18 protein-coding genes are annotated in these 16,582 nt (G+C 62.8%); 3 read left to right on the top strand and 15 right to left on the bottom strand.

All coding sequences use genetic code 11. The features are described 5' to 3' along the window. Nucleotides 1–11 precede the first annotated feature (11 nt). The 3 genes from hpaE to AC2YI2_RS08180 form a co-directional block, all read right to left on the bottom strand. Nucleotides 12–1,526: a 5-carboxymethyl-2-hydroxymuconate semialdehyde dehydrogenase gene (gene hpaE, locus AC2YI2_RS08190; protein ID WP_487385969.1), complete on the bottom strand. Its 1,515-nt coding sequence runs from the start codon at nucleotides 1,524–1,526 to the stop codon at nucleotides 12–14. Between the two features lie 71 nt (nucleotides 1,527–1,597). Next, nucleotides 1,598–1,987 carry a 5-carboxymethyl-2-hydroxymuconate isomerase gene (locus AC2YI2_RS08185; RefSeq protein ID WP_487385968.1) on the bottom strand — a complete coding sequence of 130 codons (390 nt, stop codon included), beginning with the start codon at nucleotides 1,985–1,987 and terminating at the stop codon, nucleotides 1,598–1,600. A gap of 37 nt (nucleotides 1,988–2,024) precedes the next feature. Continuing rightward, nucleotides 2,025–2,273 carry a hypothetical protein gene (locus tag AC2YI2_RS08180; protein ID WP_487385967.1) on the bottom strand — a complete coding sequence of 83 codons (249 nt, stop codon included), beginning with the start codon at nucleotides 2,271–2,273 and terminating at the stop codon, nucleotides 2,025–2,027. Here AC2YI2_RS08180 and AC2YI2_RS08175 point away from each other — a divergent pair. Then, nucleotides 2,272–2,694, top strand: a complete 423-nt coding sequence (locus tag AC2YI2_RS08175; protein ID WP_487385966.1) for a DUF6455 family protein — start codon at nucleotides 2,272–2,274, stop codon at nucleotides 2,692–2,694. The two genes, AC2YI2_RS08180 and AC2YI2_RS08175, sit on opposite strands and share 2 nt — an antisense overlap. Nucleotides 2,695–2,718: 24 nt before the next feature. Here the strand turns inward: AC2YI2_RS08175 and AC2YI2_RS08170 are convergent, their stop codons facing one another. After that, nucleotides 2,719–3,231: a flavin reductase gene (locus AC2YI2_RS08170; RefSeq protein WP_487385965.1), complete on the bottom strand. Its 513-nt coding sequence runs from the start codon at nucleotides 3,229–3,231 to the stop codon at nucleotides 2,719–2,721. 10 nt (nucleotides 3,232–3,241) lie between these two features. Beyond that, entirely contained in the window at nucleotides 3,242–4,804 is a 1,563-nt protein-coding gene (locus AC2YI2_RS08165; RefSeq protein ID WP_487385964.1) for a 4-hydroxyphenylacetate 3-hydroxylase N-terminal domain-containing protein, read from the bottom strand. Between the two features lie 98 nt (nucleotides 4,805–4,902). Here AC2YI2_RS08165 and AC2YI2_RS08160 point away from each other — a divergent pair, with 98 nt between their 5' ends. Beyond that, nucleotides 4,903–5,817: a helix-turn-helix domain-containing protein gene (locus AC2YI2_RS08160; RefSeq protein ID WP_487385963.1), complete on the top strand. Its 915-nt coding sequence runs from the start codon at nucleotides 4,903–4,905 to the stop codon at nucleotides 5,815–5,817. Here AC2YI2_RS08160 and AC2YI2_RS08155 read toward each other — a convergent pair. Further along, a complete protein-coding gene (locus AC2YI2_RS08155; RefSeq protein WP_487385962.1) occupies nucleotides 5,804–6,307 on the bottom strand; it encodes an Hsp20/alpha crystallin family protein in 504 nt (167 codons plus the stop codon). The genes AC2YI2_RS08160 and AC2YI2_RS08155 overlap by 14 nt on opposite strands. Before the next feature lie 175 nt (nucleotides 6,308–6,482). Between AC2YI2_RS08155 and AC2YI2_RS08150 the strand changes: the two genes are divergently transcribed. Further along, complete coding sequence (locus AC2YI2_RS08150) at nucleotides 6,483–7,073, top strand: DnaJ domain-containing protein (protein WP_487385961.1); 591 nt, start codon at nucleotides 6,483–6,485, stop codon at nucleotides 7,071–7,073. Between the two features lie 5 nt (nucleotides 7,074–7,078). Here AC2YI2_RS08150 and AC2YI2_RS08145 read toward each other — a convergent pair whose 3' ends face one another. The 9 genes from AC2YI2_RS08145 to sucD all read right to left on the bottom strand — a co-directional run bounded on the left by AC2YI2_RS08145 (nucleotide 7,079) and on the right by sucD (nucleotide 16,573). Next, nucleotides 7,079–7,699: a hypothetical protein gene (locus AC2YI2_RS08145; RefSeq protein WP_487385960.1), complete on the bottom strand. Its 621-nt coding sequence runs from the start codon at nucleotides 7,697–7,699 to the stop codon at nucleotides 7,079–7,081. Nucleotides 7,700–7,788: 89 nt separating this feature from the next. After that, the gene (locus AC2YI2_RS08140) at nucleotides 7,789–9,390 is read right to left on the bottom strand and encodes an FGGY-family carbohydrate kinase (protein ID WP_487385959.1); all 1,602 of its coding nucleotides are present in this window, start codon (nucleotides 9,388–9,390) and stop codon (nucleotides 7,789–7,791) included. A 17-nt stretch (nucleotides 9,391–9,407) separates the two neighbouring features. Next, on the bottom strand, nucleotides 9,408–10,136 hold the full coding sequence (locus AC2YI2_RS08135) for an SDR family oxidoreductase (RefSeq protein ID WP_487385958.1): 729 nt from the start codon (nucleotides 10,134–10,136) through the stop codon (nucleotides 9,408–9,410). A 25-nt stretch (nucleotides 10,137–10,161) separates the two neighbouring features. Further along, a complete protein-coding gene (locus AC2YI2_RS08130; RefSeq protein WP_487385957.1) occupies nucleotides 10,162–11,415 on the bottom strand; it encodes a sugar ABC transporter permease in 1,254 nt (417 codons plus the stop codon). Then, on the bottom strand, nucleotides 11,412–12,230 hold the full coding sequence (locus AC2YI2_RS08125) for an ATP-binding cassette domain-containing protein (protein ID WP_487385956.1): 819 nt from the start codon (nucleotides 12,228–12,230) through the stop codon (nucleotides 11,412–11,414). The genes AC2YI2_RS08130 and AC2YI2_RS08125 overlap by 4 nt, the downstream gene beginning before the upstream one ends. Nucleotides 12,231–12,300: 70 nt before the next feature. Then, nucleotides 12,301–13,371, bottom strand: coding sequence for an ABC transporter substrate-binding protein (locus AC2YI2_RS08120; RefSeq protein ID WP_487385955.1), 1,071 nt, complete (start codon nucleotides 13,369–13,371; stop codon nucleotides 12,301–12,303). A 203-nt stretch (nucleotides 13,372–13,574) separates the two neighbouring features. After that, nucleotides 13,575–14,459 carry an AraC family transcriptional regulator gene (locus tag AC2YI2_RS08115; RefSeq protein WP_487385954.1) on the bottom strand — a complete coding sequence of 295 codons (885 nt, stop codon included), beginning with the start codon at nucleotides 14,457–14,459 and terminating at the stop codon, nucleotides 13,575–13,577. 242 nt (nucleotides 14,460–14,701) lie between these two features. Further along, nucleotides 14,702–15,673, bottom strand: coding sequence for a 2-hydroxyacid dehydrogenase (locus AC2YI2_RS08110; RefSeq protein WP_487385953.1), 972 nt, complete (start codon nucleotides 15,671–15,673; stop codon nucleotides 14,702–14,704). Beyond that, nucleotides 15,674–16,573, bottom strand: coding sequence for a succinate--CoA ligase subunit alpha (gene sucD / locus AC2YI2_RS08105; protein ID WP_487385952.1), 900 nt, complete (start codon nucleotides 16,571–16,573; stop codon nucleotides 15,674–15,676). It lies immediately after the preceding gene. Nucleotides 16,574–16,582 lie beyond the last annotated feature (9 nt).

Genomic DNA, 16,582 nt, shown 5'->3' with positions numbered 1-16,582 from the left:
AAGGGCCCGCCTCAGCCACCGAGTTTCTGGATCGCATGCGCGGTATTCGCGAAGGCGATGTTCTTGGTTTCCATGTAGAAATCGAAGGACCAGTCACCGCCGTCGCGGCCGATGCCGGAGCTCTTCACGCCGCCGAACGGGGTCGGCAGGTGGCGGACATTTTCCGAGTTCACCCAGATCATGCCGGCTTCCAGCGCATCGGTGAAGCGGAAGGCGCGTGTGACGTCATTGGTCCAGAGATAGCCGGTCAGGCCGTATTGCACGTCGTTGGCCAAGGCGAGCGCTTCCGCCTCGTCCTTGAACGGGATGGCGGTCAGAACAGGGCCGAAAATCTCTTCCTGGGCAATCCGCATCTGGTTGTTGGCGCCGGTGAACAGCGTCGGAGACACATAGCAGCCGCCGCCGGGACCATCGAACTTGGCGCCGCCGGCCGCGACCGTGGCGCCCTCGCCTCGGCCGATCTCGATATATTCCAGCACCTTCTTTTCATGCACCGGATGGATCAGCGGCCCGATTACGGTTTCCGGGTCGAGCGGATGGCCGACCTTGATGCGCTTGGCCTTCTCGGCGACCATCGCGGTGAACTTGTCGTAAACACTCTCCTCGACCAGCAACCGTGAGGACGAGGTGCAGCGCTCGCCATTGAGCGAGTAGATCATGAACACGGCCGCATCCGCCGCGCGCTCCAGATCGGCATCCGCAAAGACCACGACCGGGTTCTTGCCGCCGAGCTCGAAATGCACGCGCTTGAGCGTATCCGCGCCCTGCTTCATGATCATCGAGCCGGTGCGGCTCTCGCCGACGAAGCCGATCGCCTTGATATCGGGATGCTCGGTCAGCGCCTTGCCGGCATCTTCGCCGAAGCCGTTGACGAGGTTCCAGACGCCCTTGGGCAAGCCGGCCTCTTCCGCAATTTCGACGAGCAACCGCGCCGTGAGCGGCGAGAACTCGGCCGGCTTGTGGACGATGGTGCAGCCGGACGCCAGTGCCGGCGCGATCTTCCAGGTCGACAGCATGAACGGCGTATTCCACGGCGTAATGATGCCGACCGGGCCGATCGGCACGCGTGTCGTCATGTTGACCTGGCCCGGACCGCGCAGCGTTCTGCCATCGCGCGCTTCCGGCGCCCGGTCGGCGAAGAAGCGGAAATTCTCGGCGCCACGCAGAGCGGCCTTGGCCATGAATTTCAGCGACTGTCCGGTATCCATGCATTCGACGAAGGCGATTTCTTCCGCGCGCGCCACGATGGCATCGGCGATTTTGTGCAACAGCTTCTTGCGTGCCGTGCCATCCATCGCGGCCCAGGCGGGGAATGCGGCCTTCGCAGCCTTGGCCGCGCGGTCGATGTCGGCGCCCTTGCCGAGCGCCACCTTGGCCAGCGGCTTCAGGTCGACGGGCGAAATCGTCTCATAGGTCGAACCATCGACGGCCCAGACATCTTCACCGTTGACGCGGTTCATGACTCCGTTTTCGAACTTCGCCAGATAGGCCTTTGCTTTTGCAACGTTTTCGTCGAGCTTCGACATTCTATTCTCCGTAAGGGGACGGTCGCCCGCGCGTTAAATCCCGCGCTGGCATCCTGGGAGGGATGGGGTCGTCAGGTCTTCTGGCGCAGCCGCGGGTGGATGGCATTCTTCTTCCAGCTCAGATCCGGATCGATTTCCCGAATCTCCAGCGTCAGCGCGAAATGCGGGGTCTCGAACAGCGGCGTGAGGAACTTGGTCACAGTGGTGAAGATCGCCTCGCCCGTGAGGCGCTTCTCCTCCTCACTGCGGCCCTTGCCGACCCGGAACGACATGTCGATGAAGCCATTCTCCGGCAGCAAGTCGGCCACGGCGTAGGCCTCCGAGCGGAGAGCGCGCACTCTGACAGCGCCGAGTTCGAAGAGGCCGGATTCCATGATCGTGGCGTGCACCGCCCGGCAGAGACCGGGGAAATCCACGACGCCGTCGAGATTGGACGAATACTCCATCGTGAAATGCGGCATTTCTCCTCCTGGCAGTCTTCTTGATATATTTAACATGTTAATGATATCGCGACTCGACGTCAAGCGCTTTCTTCGCTTTACCGGCACCCCTGAAAGACTGCCAGACGAGGTCATCAGCGGTTGGAACAGGTGCCGCCTTCGCTGTTGGATCATCAATGCGACCGTACTGCCCGCCGCTTTCCAGACCTTGACGCAAATCAACCGCGCCGCCCGCACCGAGTTGATTCAGATCAACAGAGAAGCACTTCCGACGCGGTATGATGCAGCAAATCAGGAGGATTGCCATGACACTCGCCTCTTCCCTCAACAGCTACGCCGCAGAACTCGCCCACTGGTGGCAGGTCCAACGTGAAAAACTCCGCGACATCGAAGCGCTGCGCGCGATGAGCCCGCAAGAGATCGAGGCGCTGAGCGGCGAGATGGGCCTCAGCCGCGGACAACTTGAGGCGCTCGTCAGAGCGGGCCCGGAGGGCGCGGCCGAGATGGACCGGATGATGGCGGCCCTCGACATCGATCCCGCCGCCGTTCAGTCCGTGCATCCGGCGACGATGCGCGATATGCGGATCACCTGCGCCACCTGCGCCGATAAGAGCGTCTGCCGCCATACTTTGGCCGATGGCACGGCGGCGGCGCTGCTGACGTCGTTCTGCCCGAATTCGGCGGAACTTCTGGATTTCGCCAAGAGGCCGGACCTCTGTTCCACCTGACCGACAACCGCTGCCGCCTCGCGGCTACCCTCCGAAGCTGCCGACCTGGCTGGGAACGTGAACATAACTCCGATCGAAATAGAGCAGCGCATTGCCGTCGGCCCTCGACCGGATGCCGATGACCTGTCCGATGAAGATATGGTGCGTCCCGACCAGTCGCGCTTCGGCGAGCCGGCAATCGAAGGAGACCATGGCATCGGCCAGCGCCTGGCTGCCTGACGGCATATCGACCCATTTGGCAGCCGCGTAGCGCGCCGACATATCGGCCTGCCTTCCGGCAAAGTAGCCTGCCAGTTCCTGATGATCGTCAGCGAGGACATTGACGCAGAAGCGCCGGTTCTCGAGGAACAGGGCGCATTGCGCCGACTTGCCGTTCATGCAGACGAGCAGCGTTGGCGGCTCGTCCGTGACGCTGCACATGGCGGTGGCCGTGAAGCCACCGCGTCCCGCCGGTCCATTGGTCGTGATGACATTGACGGGCGCGCAGACCCGCGCCATGGCGTCACGGAACACGGTCTTCGAAACAGCCTCCTCCATCTGATCCTCCTCAGCCGTTCAGCGGCGGAAGCCAGGTATCGCCTGTCCAGCCGTTCTCGTCGTAGTCGCTCATGCACTGGTCGACCAGGGCTTCCATATCGCGCAGCCGTCCGGTTCGTTCGGCGCCCTTCAGCACCTGCAACCGCACCTCCTCGGGCGCGCCGGCATAGTTGAGTTCGTAGAGAGCATGGCGGCCGCCGAATTCGGTGCCGGTCGCATCCCAGAGCAGCTTCATGATCTTGATCCGCTCGATATGCCCCATGTCGTTGGAGCCGCGAACATATTGCGCGAGGTAACGGTCGATCTCGGGATTGCCGAAATCCTTGGCCGAGGACGGAAGGTAGATGAGGCCCGAGGCGACCGTGCGGCGGACGATGTCGATGACCCTGGGATAGGCGTCCGACATGAAGGTGCGGTAGCAGAGCGCGGCCTCGAGATTGGGGAGGACGGCGCCGTTGGCCCAGGGGATCGGATTGTAAGCCATTGCGTTGGAGAAGGTCCAGAACTGGTGGCGAATGGCGATCACCTCGCCGAGCAAGGCCTGGTTGCCGCGGAAGGCGTCCCCGCCGGTGGCGCGCAGCGCCTTGGCGAGCAAGCCGGCAAGGAAATCGAGCTTGACCGCAAGGCGGGTGCAGCCCTGAAAGCAATAGCCGTGCATGAAGCCCGAGGCCGGGTGGAAGGACAGGATCTTCGCGGCATCCCGCAGGACAAGAACGTCCTCCCAGGGCACAAAGACATTGTCGAGGACGAGGATCGCATCGTTCTCGTCGAAGCGAGAGGAGAGCGGGTAGTCGTAGGGATTGCCGGCCCGGTTGGCAGTCTCCTCGTAGGAGACGCGGCAGAACATCTTGATGCCCGGCGCATTCATCCGAACGATGAACATGACCGAGAGCGACGGATCCTCGGTGACTGTGGCCGAGCTCTGGGCGAGGAAGTTGTAGTGCGTCAGCGCCGACGAGGTGGCCACCACCTTTGCGCCCGAGACATAGATGCCGGCATCTGTTTCCTTGGTGATGTGAACGAAGACATCCTTGACCTGATCCGCCGGCTTGTGGCGGTCGATCGGCGGGTTGACGATCGCGTGATTCATGAACAGCACGGATTCCTGCGCCCGTTTGTGCCAGGCGAGCGCATTGTCCTTGAACTGCCCGTACCAGTCGGCATTGGCGCCGAGCGTATTCATCAACGCCGCCTTGTAGTCGGCCGTGCGGCCCATCCAGCCATAGGACATCCGCGCCCAGTCGGCGATCGCGCCCTGCTGTGCGACAAGATCCTCCGACGAGCGGGCGACCCGGAAGTATTTGTGCGTATAGCCACCGCTGCCCGTGTCGGTCGGCGATGTCAGCCGACCCTTGGTCTTCTCGTCATGCAGCGCATCGTACATCCGCGCCAGCGATCGCACCGAATTGCGCATCGCCGGATGGGTGGTCACATCCGCGATGCGCTCGCCATTGATATAGACCTCGCGGCCATCGCGCAGCGACTGCATGTATTCCGCCCCGGTGAAGGGTCGGGTCTTGTCCGCCCTGACGTCTTCCGGCAGGCCGAATTGAGCTTGGTCGTGAATATTCATGGACTCCTCCTTTGACGTTGATCAAGAGGATAGTCCTTGCTTAACGTGTGTACCATGTACAGAATGACAAAATCGATTGTACTTTTCACGGTAGGCCCATGACCGGCGCGGTGCCAAGCTTCTTCGTCTATGGCGAGTCCGAACGCTCGCTCGACGTGGGATTCATGCATGTCGAAACAGTCATGGCGCGAAAGAGCTTGCACCTTGGCGAGGTCACAGCACACAGGCACGATCACCTCTCCCAGATCACCTACTGGACCCGCGGTCGCGGACGCTACTTCTATGAAGACACGTCCTTGGACTTTTTGGCACCGGCCATTAGCTTCATGCCGAGCGGGGTCGTCCATGGCTTCAAGGTCGAGCCAGCGGAGTCCGATGCGATTGTGGTATCCATCGCGGATGATGCTCTCCTTGCCATCCAGGCGCAAACCATCCTGCCGCTCGGCGCACCCATGATGATCGCCAATGCGCCTGACAACCTTCTCTGGCGCGGCCTGGACATGGTCATGCGACGGATCGAAATGGAATACAGTGAAGGGCGCCCGGGCATGGACAGGACGCTTTCAGCGCTGGTCAGCGTTGCGCTCACGGACATCGCACGGCTCGCGCATGAGGCACCGGCGCTCATGGCCCCGGCTGGCCCAACGGTGCTTGCCCGCGAATTCCGGCGGCTGGTCGATCGGCATTTCCGTGAGAACTGGCCGATCGAACACTATGAGAAGGAACTCGGCACGACCGGACACCTGCTCGCCAAGGCGTGCCATGGCGCCTTCGGCGTTCCCCCGAAGGAATTCATCGGCGAACGGCGATTGCTCGAGGCCAAGCGCCTGCTGCTCTTCACCGTGCGCCCCGTCGAAGACATTGCCTATGAACTCGGCCTCAAGGACGCGGCCTATTTCTCGCGGTTCTTCAAGGCACGCATAGGCGAGCCTCCCGGCGGATGGCGCAGCCGACAGCAACGTCAGCCGCCGGCTGCGCGCGCCCCCCCCCCGGAACGGATCATGCTGCCTTGATGTCAATCTTCTTCTCGTTGCCGGCAGCCGCTGCCGTCTTGGGCAAAGTCACGTTCAACAAACCCTTAGCGAAATGAGCCTCGATCTCGTCGGCGTCGACATTGTCCGGCAGTCGGAAGCTGCGCTGGAACGAACCGTAGCTGCGCTCGGACAAATGATAGTCCTTCCGTTCCTCCTTCTTCTCTTCCGACTTCTCGCCGCGGATGGTCAAGACGCCGTTGGCGACCTTCACCTCGACGTTCTTCTCGTCTATGCCCGGGAGTTCGGCGGTAATCTCGAACTGGCCGTCCTTCTCGACCAGGTCAACGGCTGGCGCAACAGACCACGCGGCCGATTGAAAGGCGCGTGCGAGCGGCCGGCGAGGACCGAAGGGATGGAAGTCGTCGAATAGTCGGTCGATCTCCTGGCGGAGCGACTCGAAAGGCGCCCAGTTGGATACGGCAGCCTTCGTTTCCTTTTCGACGGGGAGCTTGGAGACATTCTCGTTCATGATCTTTCTCCTCTATGTCCTGGAACGGCGCCTCGGAGCCATCAAGGCCCAAGGCGGCGATCCGTCATTGGCATCGCCATAAGAGCGCGGTCTCGGATCATGTGCATTGATCGAGGTCAACCCGAGGGCCACTCAGCGAATGGACAAGCTGGGCGCTTGAGGCTAAACCGAATCCGTGAACGATCCCTATGACATATTGGGCGTCGGCCGCGACGCCGACGACGCCGCGATCCGGGCCGCCTACCGCCGACTCGCCAAGGAATCCCATCCCGATTCCGGCGGGGACGCGGAAACATTCGTGCTCGGCCAGAAGGCGCAGGATTTGTTGCTCGATCCGCTGCGCCGCAAAGTCTTCGACGCCACAGGCTACGATCCCGAGCTCGCCGATGCGCGCGACATCCAGGGCCTGATGCTGATTGAAAAGCTGGTCAACGATGTCGTTCTCGACGAGCGCGAACCCGGCACGTTCGATCCCCTCGAAAAGATGCGCGCGACGCTGATCAACGATATCCTCAAGGCCCGCTTCCATATGCGGGAGATGGAGGGGCATGGCGCCCGCGTGAGCCGCCATCTCACCCGCCTGGGGCGCGGTCCGGGCACCGACGTGCTTGGCTATATGCTCCGGGCACGCATCGATGCGATCGCCAAGGCTGTACAGGATTCTGCCAAGCAGATCGAAGCGAGCGAACGTGCGCTGGAAATGCTCGGCGCTTACAGCTACGAAATGGATAAAACCGACGCCGCTGCAGCGCCTCTTCGTCGCTGATCGCGTCAGCCCGAGGTTTGAGCCAGCGGCTCATCCTTGCGCCGGAGCAATGTTGATCCAACGAAGGCCATCAAGGGAAGGAACCCAAAGGCACCGGCAAGCGCCAGCAGTGTCGGCGGATGGAACGGTACATCATGCCATTGCGGCCGCACCCGGTCCGCCGTGTTGAACCCCTCGCCGCTATAGATGCAGCCGACAAAGGCGGAGCCTTCCAGCGCCGCCTCATAGCTGATGCGCGAGGTGATTTCATTCGCTTCGTGCGCGACACCGGGCATGTCCCGCATCTTCAGCAGCACTTCCTTGGCGGCCGCGAGATAGGCATGGCTGCATTCGTTGAACGGGCTCTCCTCATCCGAAATGCTGGTCGGCACGAGACCCCAGAGACAGTCGGCATGTTGGAGCTGCGCATAGCGCGTAAGCGTCAGGAACGTCTGGTCGGCGTTTCGGACATGGTCTGACAGCGTAAAGATATCGCCGACATGCCGGTCGATGATTGCCATCTCGCCATGTGTAATGGAAGTTATCTGAATGCCCGAGAGATCGCGTGGCCGGTCGTCTGTGCGATGTGCGAGCGCGTTCGCGGCCGCACAGGCAAAGAACAACAGGATCAAGGCGGCAAGTCTCAACGCAAGGCTCCGGGATGGCTAATCGAGGAGACTATCTTAGCGAGGCTCTCCGTCTTTGGCGAGAACCGGCATCCTCCGTCGCGCCGAACCTATCTGATACTGCGCGCAGCGGCCTGCAGGTTCTCGAAGGCTGCAAAGCGCTTAGCATGCCAGGATATGAGTTCGGGCTGCGGCTGATAGACTTCGCCGATCTCGGACATCGCTGACATGGCGGCGGCCGTATCGGCATAACGTCTAGCCGCGACGGCCGCGAGGATCGCCGACCCGAGCAGAACCGGCTCCGGAGACGTAGAGGCGGCCACCGCCAGCCCTGTCGTGTCGGCCAGCAATTGCCGTACCAAGGGGCTCTGCCCCGCACCGCCACTGACCACGATCGTATCGGTCGGAATACCTTTGTCCTGCTGCGCTAGAACGATCTGCCTGGCGCCATAGCCAAGCCCGCAGACACCGGCAACGTAGAGACCGACGAGGCTCGATATATCCGTCTCCATACCGATGCCGGCCACCAGAGCCCGCGCGTCGGGGTCGGCGAAGGGCGCACGGTTGCCGAGGAATTCCGGGACGACATGCAGCTCGCCAACCAGCGCCTTGGTGGCCGCAGCACCACCGTTGCTCTCGGCTTCACGCGACAGCCAGCCACTCAGGCTCATACCTGCATTCTTGGCCAGGGTTGATGCTTCCGATGACGCCGGATGCATGCGCACGAGGTGATCGATCGCCGCGCCCGCCGCGGACTGGCCGCCTTCATTGAGCCAGAAACCGGGCACCATGGCCTGGAAATACGGCCCCCAGACTCCAGGCACGAAGGCCGGTTCCCGGGTCGTGGTCATCGTGCAGGCGGAGGTGCCGAAGACATAGGCCATGCGCGTCAACACGCTGCCGGCGTCGCCCCGCGCGCCCACCGTTCCGACACCGCCGGCATGAGCATCGATCAGGCCGGCCGCGACCGGCGTGCCAGGCTTGAGGCCAAGGTCGGCAGCGGCCTCCGCTGTCAGTCCTCCGCCGAGCGGCGTACCAGCAGGAACGATCTCGGTGCCGATGCGGCGGAAGCCTTCATCCGCAAGCGCGCCAAGCCCGACCTTGCGGAAATAGCCGTCGTCCCAGCGATTTTCATGCGCGAGATAGGTCCATTTGCAGGTGACGGTACAGACCGAGCGCGCCAGGCTTCCGGTCGATCGCCATGTCAGATAGTCGGTCAGATCGAAGAACTGCCAGGCGCTGCCGAAGGTCGCCGGCTTCTGCTCCGCCAGCCAGAGCAACTTCGGCGTCTCCATTTCGGGCGAGATCGTGCCGCCGACATAGTCCAGCACACGCTCGGTAGACCGGTTGATCCGCCGTGTCTGATCCATCGCGCGATGGTCCATCCAGACGATGATGTTGCGCTCAGGGTCTCCTGACGGCGAGACTGTCAACGGCCCACCGCCCTCGCCCAGGGCGACCAGCGAGCAAGTCGCGTCATAGCCGATGCCGGCGACAGAGACTGGATCGATGCCGGCGTCGGCGACCGCCCGGCGCACACTGTCGCACACCGCCTGCCAGATATCCTCGCTCGACTGTTCGACGACATCGCCGACCTCTCGCCAGACCTGGATATCGCGCTTGGCAGAGCCCAGCATGTTGCCGGAAGCATCGAACACGCCGGCGCGCGCGCTGCCCGTGCCGACATCGATACCAAGGAAATGCTCAGCCATGGCGCTGTTCCGTATGCTTAGAGATCATTGCTCTGCGGCAGTATGACGAGGTCGCGGATCGTCACGTTCCTGGGGCGTGTTAGCATGAAGAGCACCGCCTCGGCCACCTCGATCGGCTCCATCAGGCCGCCCGCCGCAAGCTCTTGCTCGAGCTTGTCCTTTGGCCAGTCGCTGATCAGCGCGGTAACCACCGGACCCGGCGCCACAGCACCGACACGAATGCCGTGCTTGGCCACCTGCCGCCGCACCGTATGCACGAAGGCCTGCACGGCGAATTTCGAAGCGGTGTAGATAGGCTCCCACACCACGGGTACGAGGCCGGCGATCGAACTCGTCATGATGATGTCGCCCGTCTTGCGCTCGATCATATGCGGCAACACGGCCTGAACCGATCGGAAGGCCGCGTTCACATTGAGGTTCAGCAGGCGATCCCAGGCATCCGGATCACCCGTCGCGACCTCGCCGCCAACATAGGTGCCTGCATTGGCGTGGAAGATGTCGAGCTGCCCGGCCTTGCCGAGAATCTGCGGCATCATGCCAGCCACGCTCTGCGGATCCGTTAGGTTGACCACAACAGGGATCGCCCTTGGGCCGAGCTCGGCGCAGATCGACTTCAGACTCTCCTCGGCCCGGTCGACAAGGGCGACGGTCGCACCCGCCTTTAGCATGATCCGGGCACATTCCAGTCCGATCCCGGACGCGGCGCCTGTGATGGCCGCGACCTTTCCGGCAAGTTGCTCACTCATATCAATTCTCTGGTTCGGGTTGGGATCAAGCACGGCCGTGGGAAACACGCGAGCGCCGGGCGAGCGAGTCGACGATCACGGCAATGGCAAGCACCGCGCCGGTGATCATGTAGCGAAGCGACGACGACAGATCGAGCAAGGTCAACCCGCTCGCAATCGACTGGATCACGATGATCCCGAGCAGCGCCGAATACGCACTGCCGCGTCCGCCGAACAGGCTGGTGCCGCCGATGACGGCTGCCGCGATCGCATTGAGGTTGACGTCGCCGGTGCCGGCCTGCTGGCTGGCGGAGGCAAGGCGAGATGCGGCCAGGATGCCGCCGGTGGCCGCGAAGATCGAGCAGGCGACGAAGGCCGTCGTATAGATGAAGCGGACATTGATGCCGGCGCGGCGCGCCGCTTCCCTGTTGCCTCCCACGGCCTGCATCATGCGGCCCCATTGGGTGCGTGTCAGCGCGTAGTTCATGCCGATGGTCAGGAACACAAACAGGCCAAACATCCAGGGCACGCCGCGATCCGTGTTGAGATAGAGCGCCACGCCCTCGAGGACGACAGTGATGGCCACGGCCTTAAGCGCCAGACCGCCCAGTGACGGCGAGGAAAGCCCTGCTTGCCTGCGTCGCGCGGCCGTCCGATAGCCGGTCAGGAAGATGCCGAGGCCGGCGGCCGCGACGAGGACATAGGCCACGATGTCAGGCATCACCATGGTCTGGCCGAAATCCACCAGAGTCGAACCATAGGGCAGATTGATCGAACCGGTAGAGCCCAGGAAATAGAGCTGCAGGCCAAGCACCGCGAGCAGACCGGCCAGCGTCGAGACGAAGCTAGGCATGCCGAACTTGTTGAACAGGAAGGCGTAGAGCATGCCGACCACGGCGCCGAAGAACATCGCGGTGATGATTGCGAAGCCGACAGGCCAGCCCTGGTTGACCCAGAGCACGCCGACGATCGCGGAGGCAAAGCCGCTGACCGAGCCGACCGAGAGGTCGATCTCCCCGACCATCAAAATACAGACGATGCCGAGCGAAATGATGCCGACCGTCGAGCAATCGAACAGCAGGTTGACGAGATTGTTCGGCGCGAGGAAGACCGGGTTCAGCGTCTGGAACACCGTCCAGATGATGGCAAGACCGACGACCACCGGCAGCGAGCCAAGATCGCCCGAACGTACACGGTCAAAGAAGGCGCTGATCGTGCCACCTAGGCCCTCGGCATGTTTGACGCGCTCATCGCTGCGGTCGAGCAGCGGCGCGGCACTGTTTCCGCCTGCATCGCTCATGGCCTCGCCTCCGGGGATTGCTCGCGCTGCGCGCCGCGGCGGCTTGCGCGCCGGGATACGGAGTTGTTGTCGGCACCGGTTATGGCGCTCACCAGTTCCTGGTTGGATGCATCAGGCGTGAAGACGCCGTTGTTCTTGCCGAGCCGGAGCACGACGATGCGATCGGCGACCGCGCGGACGTCTTCCATATTGTGGCTGATGATGATGACGCCGAGCCCGCGGTCGCGGACTCGTTCAATCAAATCCAGCACTTCGGCAGTCTGCGCCACGCCGAGCGCTGCGGTGGGTTCGTCGAGCAGGATCAGCTTGGGATCGAGCAGCAGCGACCGGGCGATGGCGACCGTCTGGCGCTGGCCACCTGACAACGAGGCGATCGGCTCGCGGACGCTGGGGATACGCGCCGAGAGTTCGTTGAGCAGCTTCCAGGCCTTGATCTCCATTGAGACCTCGTCGAGCCGATAGGGGCTGAGTTCGCGGCCGAGGAAAATATTGGCAACGACGTCGAGATTCTCACACAGCGCCAGATCCTGGAACACGGTGGCGATGCCCAGCGCGAGCGCAGCACTCGGATCAGCCATCGTCACCGTATCACCGCGGAACTGGATCGTCCCTGAACTCGGCTGGTGCACGCCGGCCAGCACCTTGATTAGGGTCGACTTGCCGGCACCGTTGTCGCCAACCAGCGCCACGACTTCACCCGCATGCACGTCGAGATCGATATTGGTCAGGGCAGAGACCGCGCCAAAATTCTTGGAAATGCCGCGCAGGCTCAGAACCAGTTCGCGCGAGTGGGAGCCGTGCTGCGTGTCTGTCATGGGACAGGCCCTTTCGTGATGGTGCCGCCCGGCCGCGAGGTAAATACGGCCGGGCAACGCCCTCGGGAGGTTACTGGATGATTCCGAGCTTCTTGCAACCTTCGGCATAGCGATCGACGCAGAGTTCTTCCGCCGTATTGATCTTCTTGTCGATGATCTCGGCTTTCAGGTTCTCGGCGGTGACGACAGCCGGCACGAAGAGCTCCGAGGGGGTATTGTAGAGCGTCGTCTTGGCTTCAGGGGTTTCGCCCGACAGGAACTTGATCGCGATATTGGCTGCCGCAGCCGCGACGATTTCCGAGGGCTTGGAAATCGTGTTGTACTGGTCGCCAGCGATGATCAGCTGGAGGGCGGCGATGGTTGCATCATTGCCCGTGACCGGCGGAACCGGGTCGATGCCTGCCGCCTTGAACGCTGCGATCGCGCCGCCGCCCGTACCGTCATTGGCGGCCACGACGCCGAGGATGTTCTTGCCAAAGCGGGTTACCTGACCGCTCGCCCACTGCTGCGCCTTCGGCGGCGCCCAGTCCGGCGTGTCGAATTCAGCGAGCAGCGGATAACCCGAATTGTCGATACCCTCATGGATGCCCTTCTTGATCAGGCCGGCGGCCGCGTCGGTCGGCGAGCCGTTGATCTGCAGGATGCCCTGGCCTTCGCCCGGGGTCACGCCAGACGCCTTGAGATGGGCGATGAGCGAGTCGGCAATGGCCTTGCCGATGCCCTGGTTGTCAAAGGAGACGTAGTAATCGGCGACCGCATCCGGGATCGGGCGGTCGTAGGCGATGACCTTGATGCCCTGCGCCTGGGCCTGTTTGACCAGCGAGGCGGCGGCGCTCGAATCGACCGGATCGAGCACGATCACCTTGGCGCCCTGCGAGATGACAGAATTGAACTGCTGCTGCTGGCGCGACACGTCGGCATCGGCATTCTGGTAGAGCACGGTGCAGGTCGGGCAGAGCTTTTCCATCTCGGCCTTGAAGCCCGGATAGTCGTGCTCTTCGTATCGGGTCGACGCCTGGTCGGGCATCAGGAAGGCCACGGTGGCATTCTCCACCTTGGACTGGGCGAAGGCGGAAGCGCCGCTGAGAAGGGTCAGTGCCAGAGCGGCAAGGCCGGCGCGCTTGAAGGAAATCATTGTCATGTCGTCTACTCCCTTTGACGATACGGTTGTCAGTCGTTGTTTGCATTGCTAGTGTCAGCGCAAAGTTCCACCTGCGGAGCCCGCAGCTCCTCCGCCACGAACACCCCGTTTCCAGAATTTTGGACAAGCGCCTCCTGTCACAGGCGGCTCCTCGCGCCCGCGTCGTTCCGTTCTCTCGATGTGGCTCCTCCCTTGTCCTCCCTCTATGCGGCCTTCGCCGCGCTTATGTTCTCGACCAGCAGCCTGCGAAACTGCGAGGGCGGCATGCCCTTTTCCGCCAGGAACTGCCGGTTGAAGTTCGAAAGATTGTTGAACCCGACCTCGAAGCAGATGTCGGTGATCGAAGCCTGCTCGTCACTCATCAGGATCTGGCAGGCGAGATTGATGCGCAGCCGCTTCACATATTGCACCAGCGACATGCCGGTGTGGCGGCGGAAGGCGCGCGAAAACGCGCTGGTCGATTGCCCGGCGATCTCCGCGAGATCGGCTTCGGTGAAAGGCACCGTCAGGTTCTCCCGGATATAGGCGAGCGCCTTGTTCATGCCCGCAGACATATAGCCCGACGGATCCGGCAGGTAGCCGGCGCTGGCGAGCATCTCGGCGCCCTGCGCTCGGCTCAAGGCGCCTGCGATCAGCATGAAGAGTTCAATGCGGCGCACGCCCTGTGCGGTCATCAGTTCTTCCATGATCGGCGCGATAGACCGTGCCGTCTCCTCGGGGAACCGCAGGCCGCGCCGGGAGGCTTCGAGCACCGGACCTAGCGCGGCAAGTTCCGGGAACACGCCCATGACGCCGCCGATGAATTCCTCGCTGAACTGGATGATACGGCAGCGCAGCGGAACCGTGACGTCCTTGGGGACGTCGCTGACCCAATTGTGCGGCAGGTTCGGTCCGGTCAGGATGAGGTTGCCGGGTTCGAATTCGCCGATGAAATCGCCGACGAAATAACGACCGGTCGTCGCATGGATGAGATGAATTTCGTATTCGGGATGGAAGTGCCAGCGCACGGTATGGAACGGATAGCCATGCGACCAGGCCTTGAAGGACTCGCCTTCACGTATCTGCACGACCTCGAGATCCGGCCTCATGTCCGTCTCCTCCTGGCAGGATGCACGCGAGGTGCTTCCAGCCATTTCCTCCTCGAAAACCGGTACTTCCGGCTTCTTTATGAAGGAAAGGTTACGCCGGGTGGCGGGATCGCGCCACCACGTTTCAGGCTCGTGGCTGATATTTTTTTGACATTTTGGCCGCGCATTTTAGCGGGATTTGAGTTTCGGCCGGCGCGGTCGAACATGAGCGCGGCCGATCCCGGGATCGGCCGCCTGCCCGGTCATGCGATCCTGTCCGGCGGATCATGGCCGTCGAAGAAGGCGGTGATGTTCTCGACCACCTTCATGCCCATGGCCGTCCGGGTCTCCGATGTCGCGCTACCGAGATGCGGAAGGAGGACTGCATTTTCGAGATCGGTCAGCCCGGCCGGAATGACTGGCTCACCCTCATAGACATCGAGCCCGGCGCCGGCGATCGAGCGCGCATTCAATGCGTCCGCCAGCGCTGCGCTATCGACGACGTCGCCGCGGGCGGTGTTGATCAGGAAGGCATCGGATTTCATGAGCCCAAGTCGACGCGCATCGATCAGATGCCGGTTCTCGGCACCGCCAGGGCAATGAAGCGAGACGAAATCACTGGACGATACGACCGCGTCGACCGACGCCAGTTGCTCTGCCTTCATCGCGCGCATCTCGTCATCGTCAACGATCGAGCGGTTGAAGAAGACGATCTTCATGCCGAAGCCAAAATGCGCCCGGCGGGCGGTGGCCTTGCCGATCCGCCCCATGCCGATGACCCCCAGTGTCTTGCCGCTGAGTTCGCGGCCCAGCATGTGGGTCGGACACCAGCCCTTCCATGCACCGGCACGCAGCTGCCGCTCACCCTCGCCTGCCCGCCGCGCGACCATCAGCATCAACGTCAGCGCGATGTCGGCCGTGGCGTCGGTCAAAACGCCCGGCGTGTTGGTGACGACGATGCCAGCCGCCCTGGCAGCCGCGATATCGATGTGATTGAAGCCGACGCCGAAATTGGCAAGGATTTTCGCCCGGATGCCCGGCTCGGCAAACAGTCCTGGCGGCAACTTGTCGCTGACGGTCGGCAGGACGGCGTCGAAATCCCGCATCGCCGAGACGAAGTCCGTCTCTGCGAGCGGGCGATCGCTTTCATTCAGGGTGGTGTCAAAGCGCGCGCTCAGCACGCGCTCCACGTCTTCCGGCCAGCGCCGGGTCACGAGCACGTGTGGCTTTGCCATTCACGCAGCCTTGCGCATGGCCGACAGAACGTCCGCCACCGTCTCGCCGAAGGAGGACGGCGTCGGCACGATGGTCACGCCGGCTCCCTTGAGGATCTCAACCTTCTCCTGCGCAGATTCCCCGAAGGCCGAGATGATCGCGCCCGCATGACCCATGCGGCGACCCTTCGGCGCCGAGAGACCTGCGATATAGGCGATCAGCGGCTTCTTCATATTGTCCCGCGCCCAGAGCGCGGCTTCGGCTTCCTGCGGACCGCCGATCTCACCGATCATCAACACCGCGTCGGTGCCGGGATCTTTCTCAAACAGCTCCAGCATGTCCTTGAAGGAGGAGCCGTTGACGGGATCGCCGCCGATGCCGACGGAAGTCGAGACGCCGATGCCGAGCGCCTTCATCTGGCTCGCGGCTTCATAACCGAGAGTACCCGAACGGCCGACGATGCCGATGCGGCCCGCCAGGTAGATCGAACCCGGCATGATGCCCGTCATCGCCTGGCCGGGCGTGATCATGCCGGCGCAGTTCGGCCCGATCAGGGTCATGCGATCATCGAAGCGGTAACGCTTCATGTATCGCTTGACCCTGATCATGTCCTGGGAGGGAATGCCGTCGGTGATGCAGACGCAGAGCCGGATGCCGGCATCCGCTGCTTCCATGATGGAATCGGCCGCGAAGGGCGGCGGGACGAAGACGATCGAGGCGTCCGCCCCAGTCTCCTGCACAGCGCCCTTGACCGTATTGAAGACCGGCATGCCGAGATGGGTCTGGCCGCCCTTGCCGGGGGTGACACCGCCGACCACGTTGGTGCCATAGCGCTTCATATCCTCGGCATGGAAGCTGCCGATCTTGCCGGTAAAGCCCTGGACGATGACACGGGTGTTCTTGTCGAGCAGAATGGACATCTGGTGATC

The sequence above is a fragment of the Rhizobium sp. SRI_017 genome (assembly GCF_057586295.1).
Note: the sequence above shows the minus strand (reverse complement) of the source record. Positions and strands in the feature narration are given on the sequence as shown.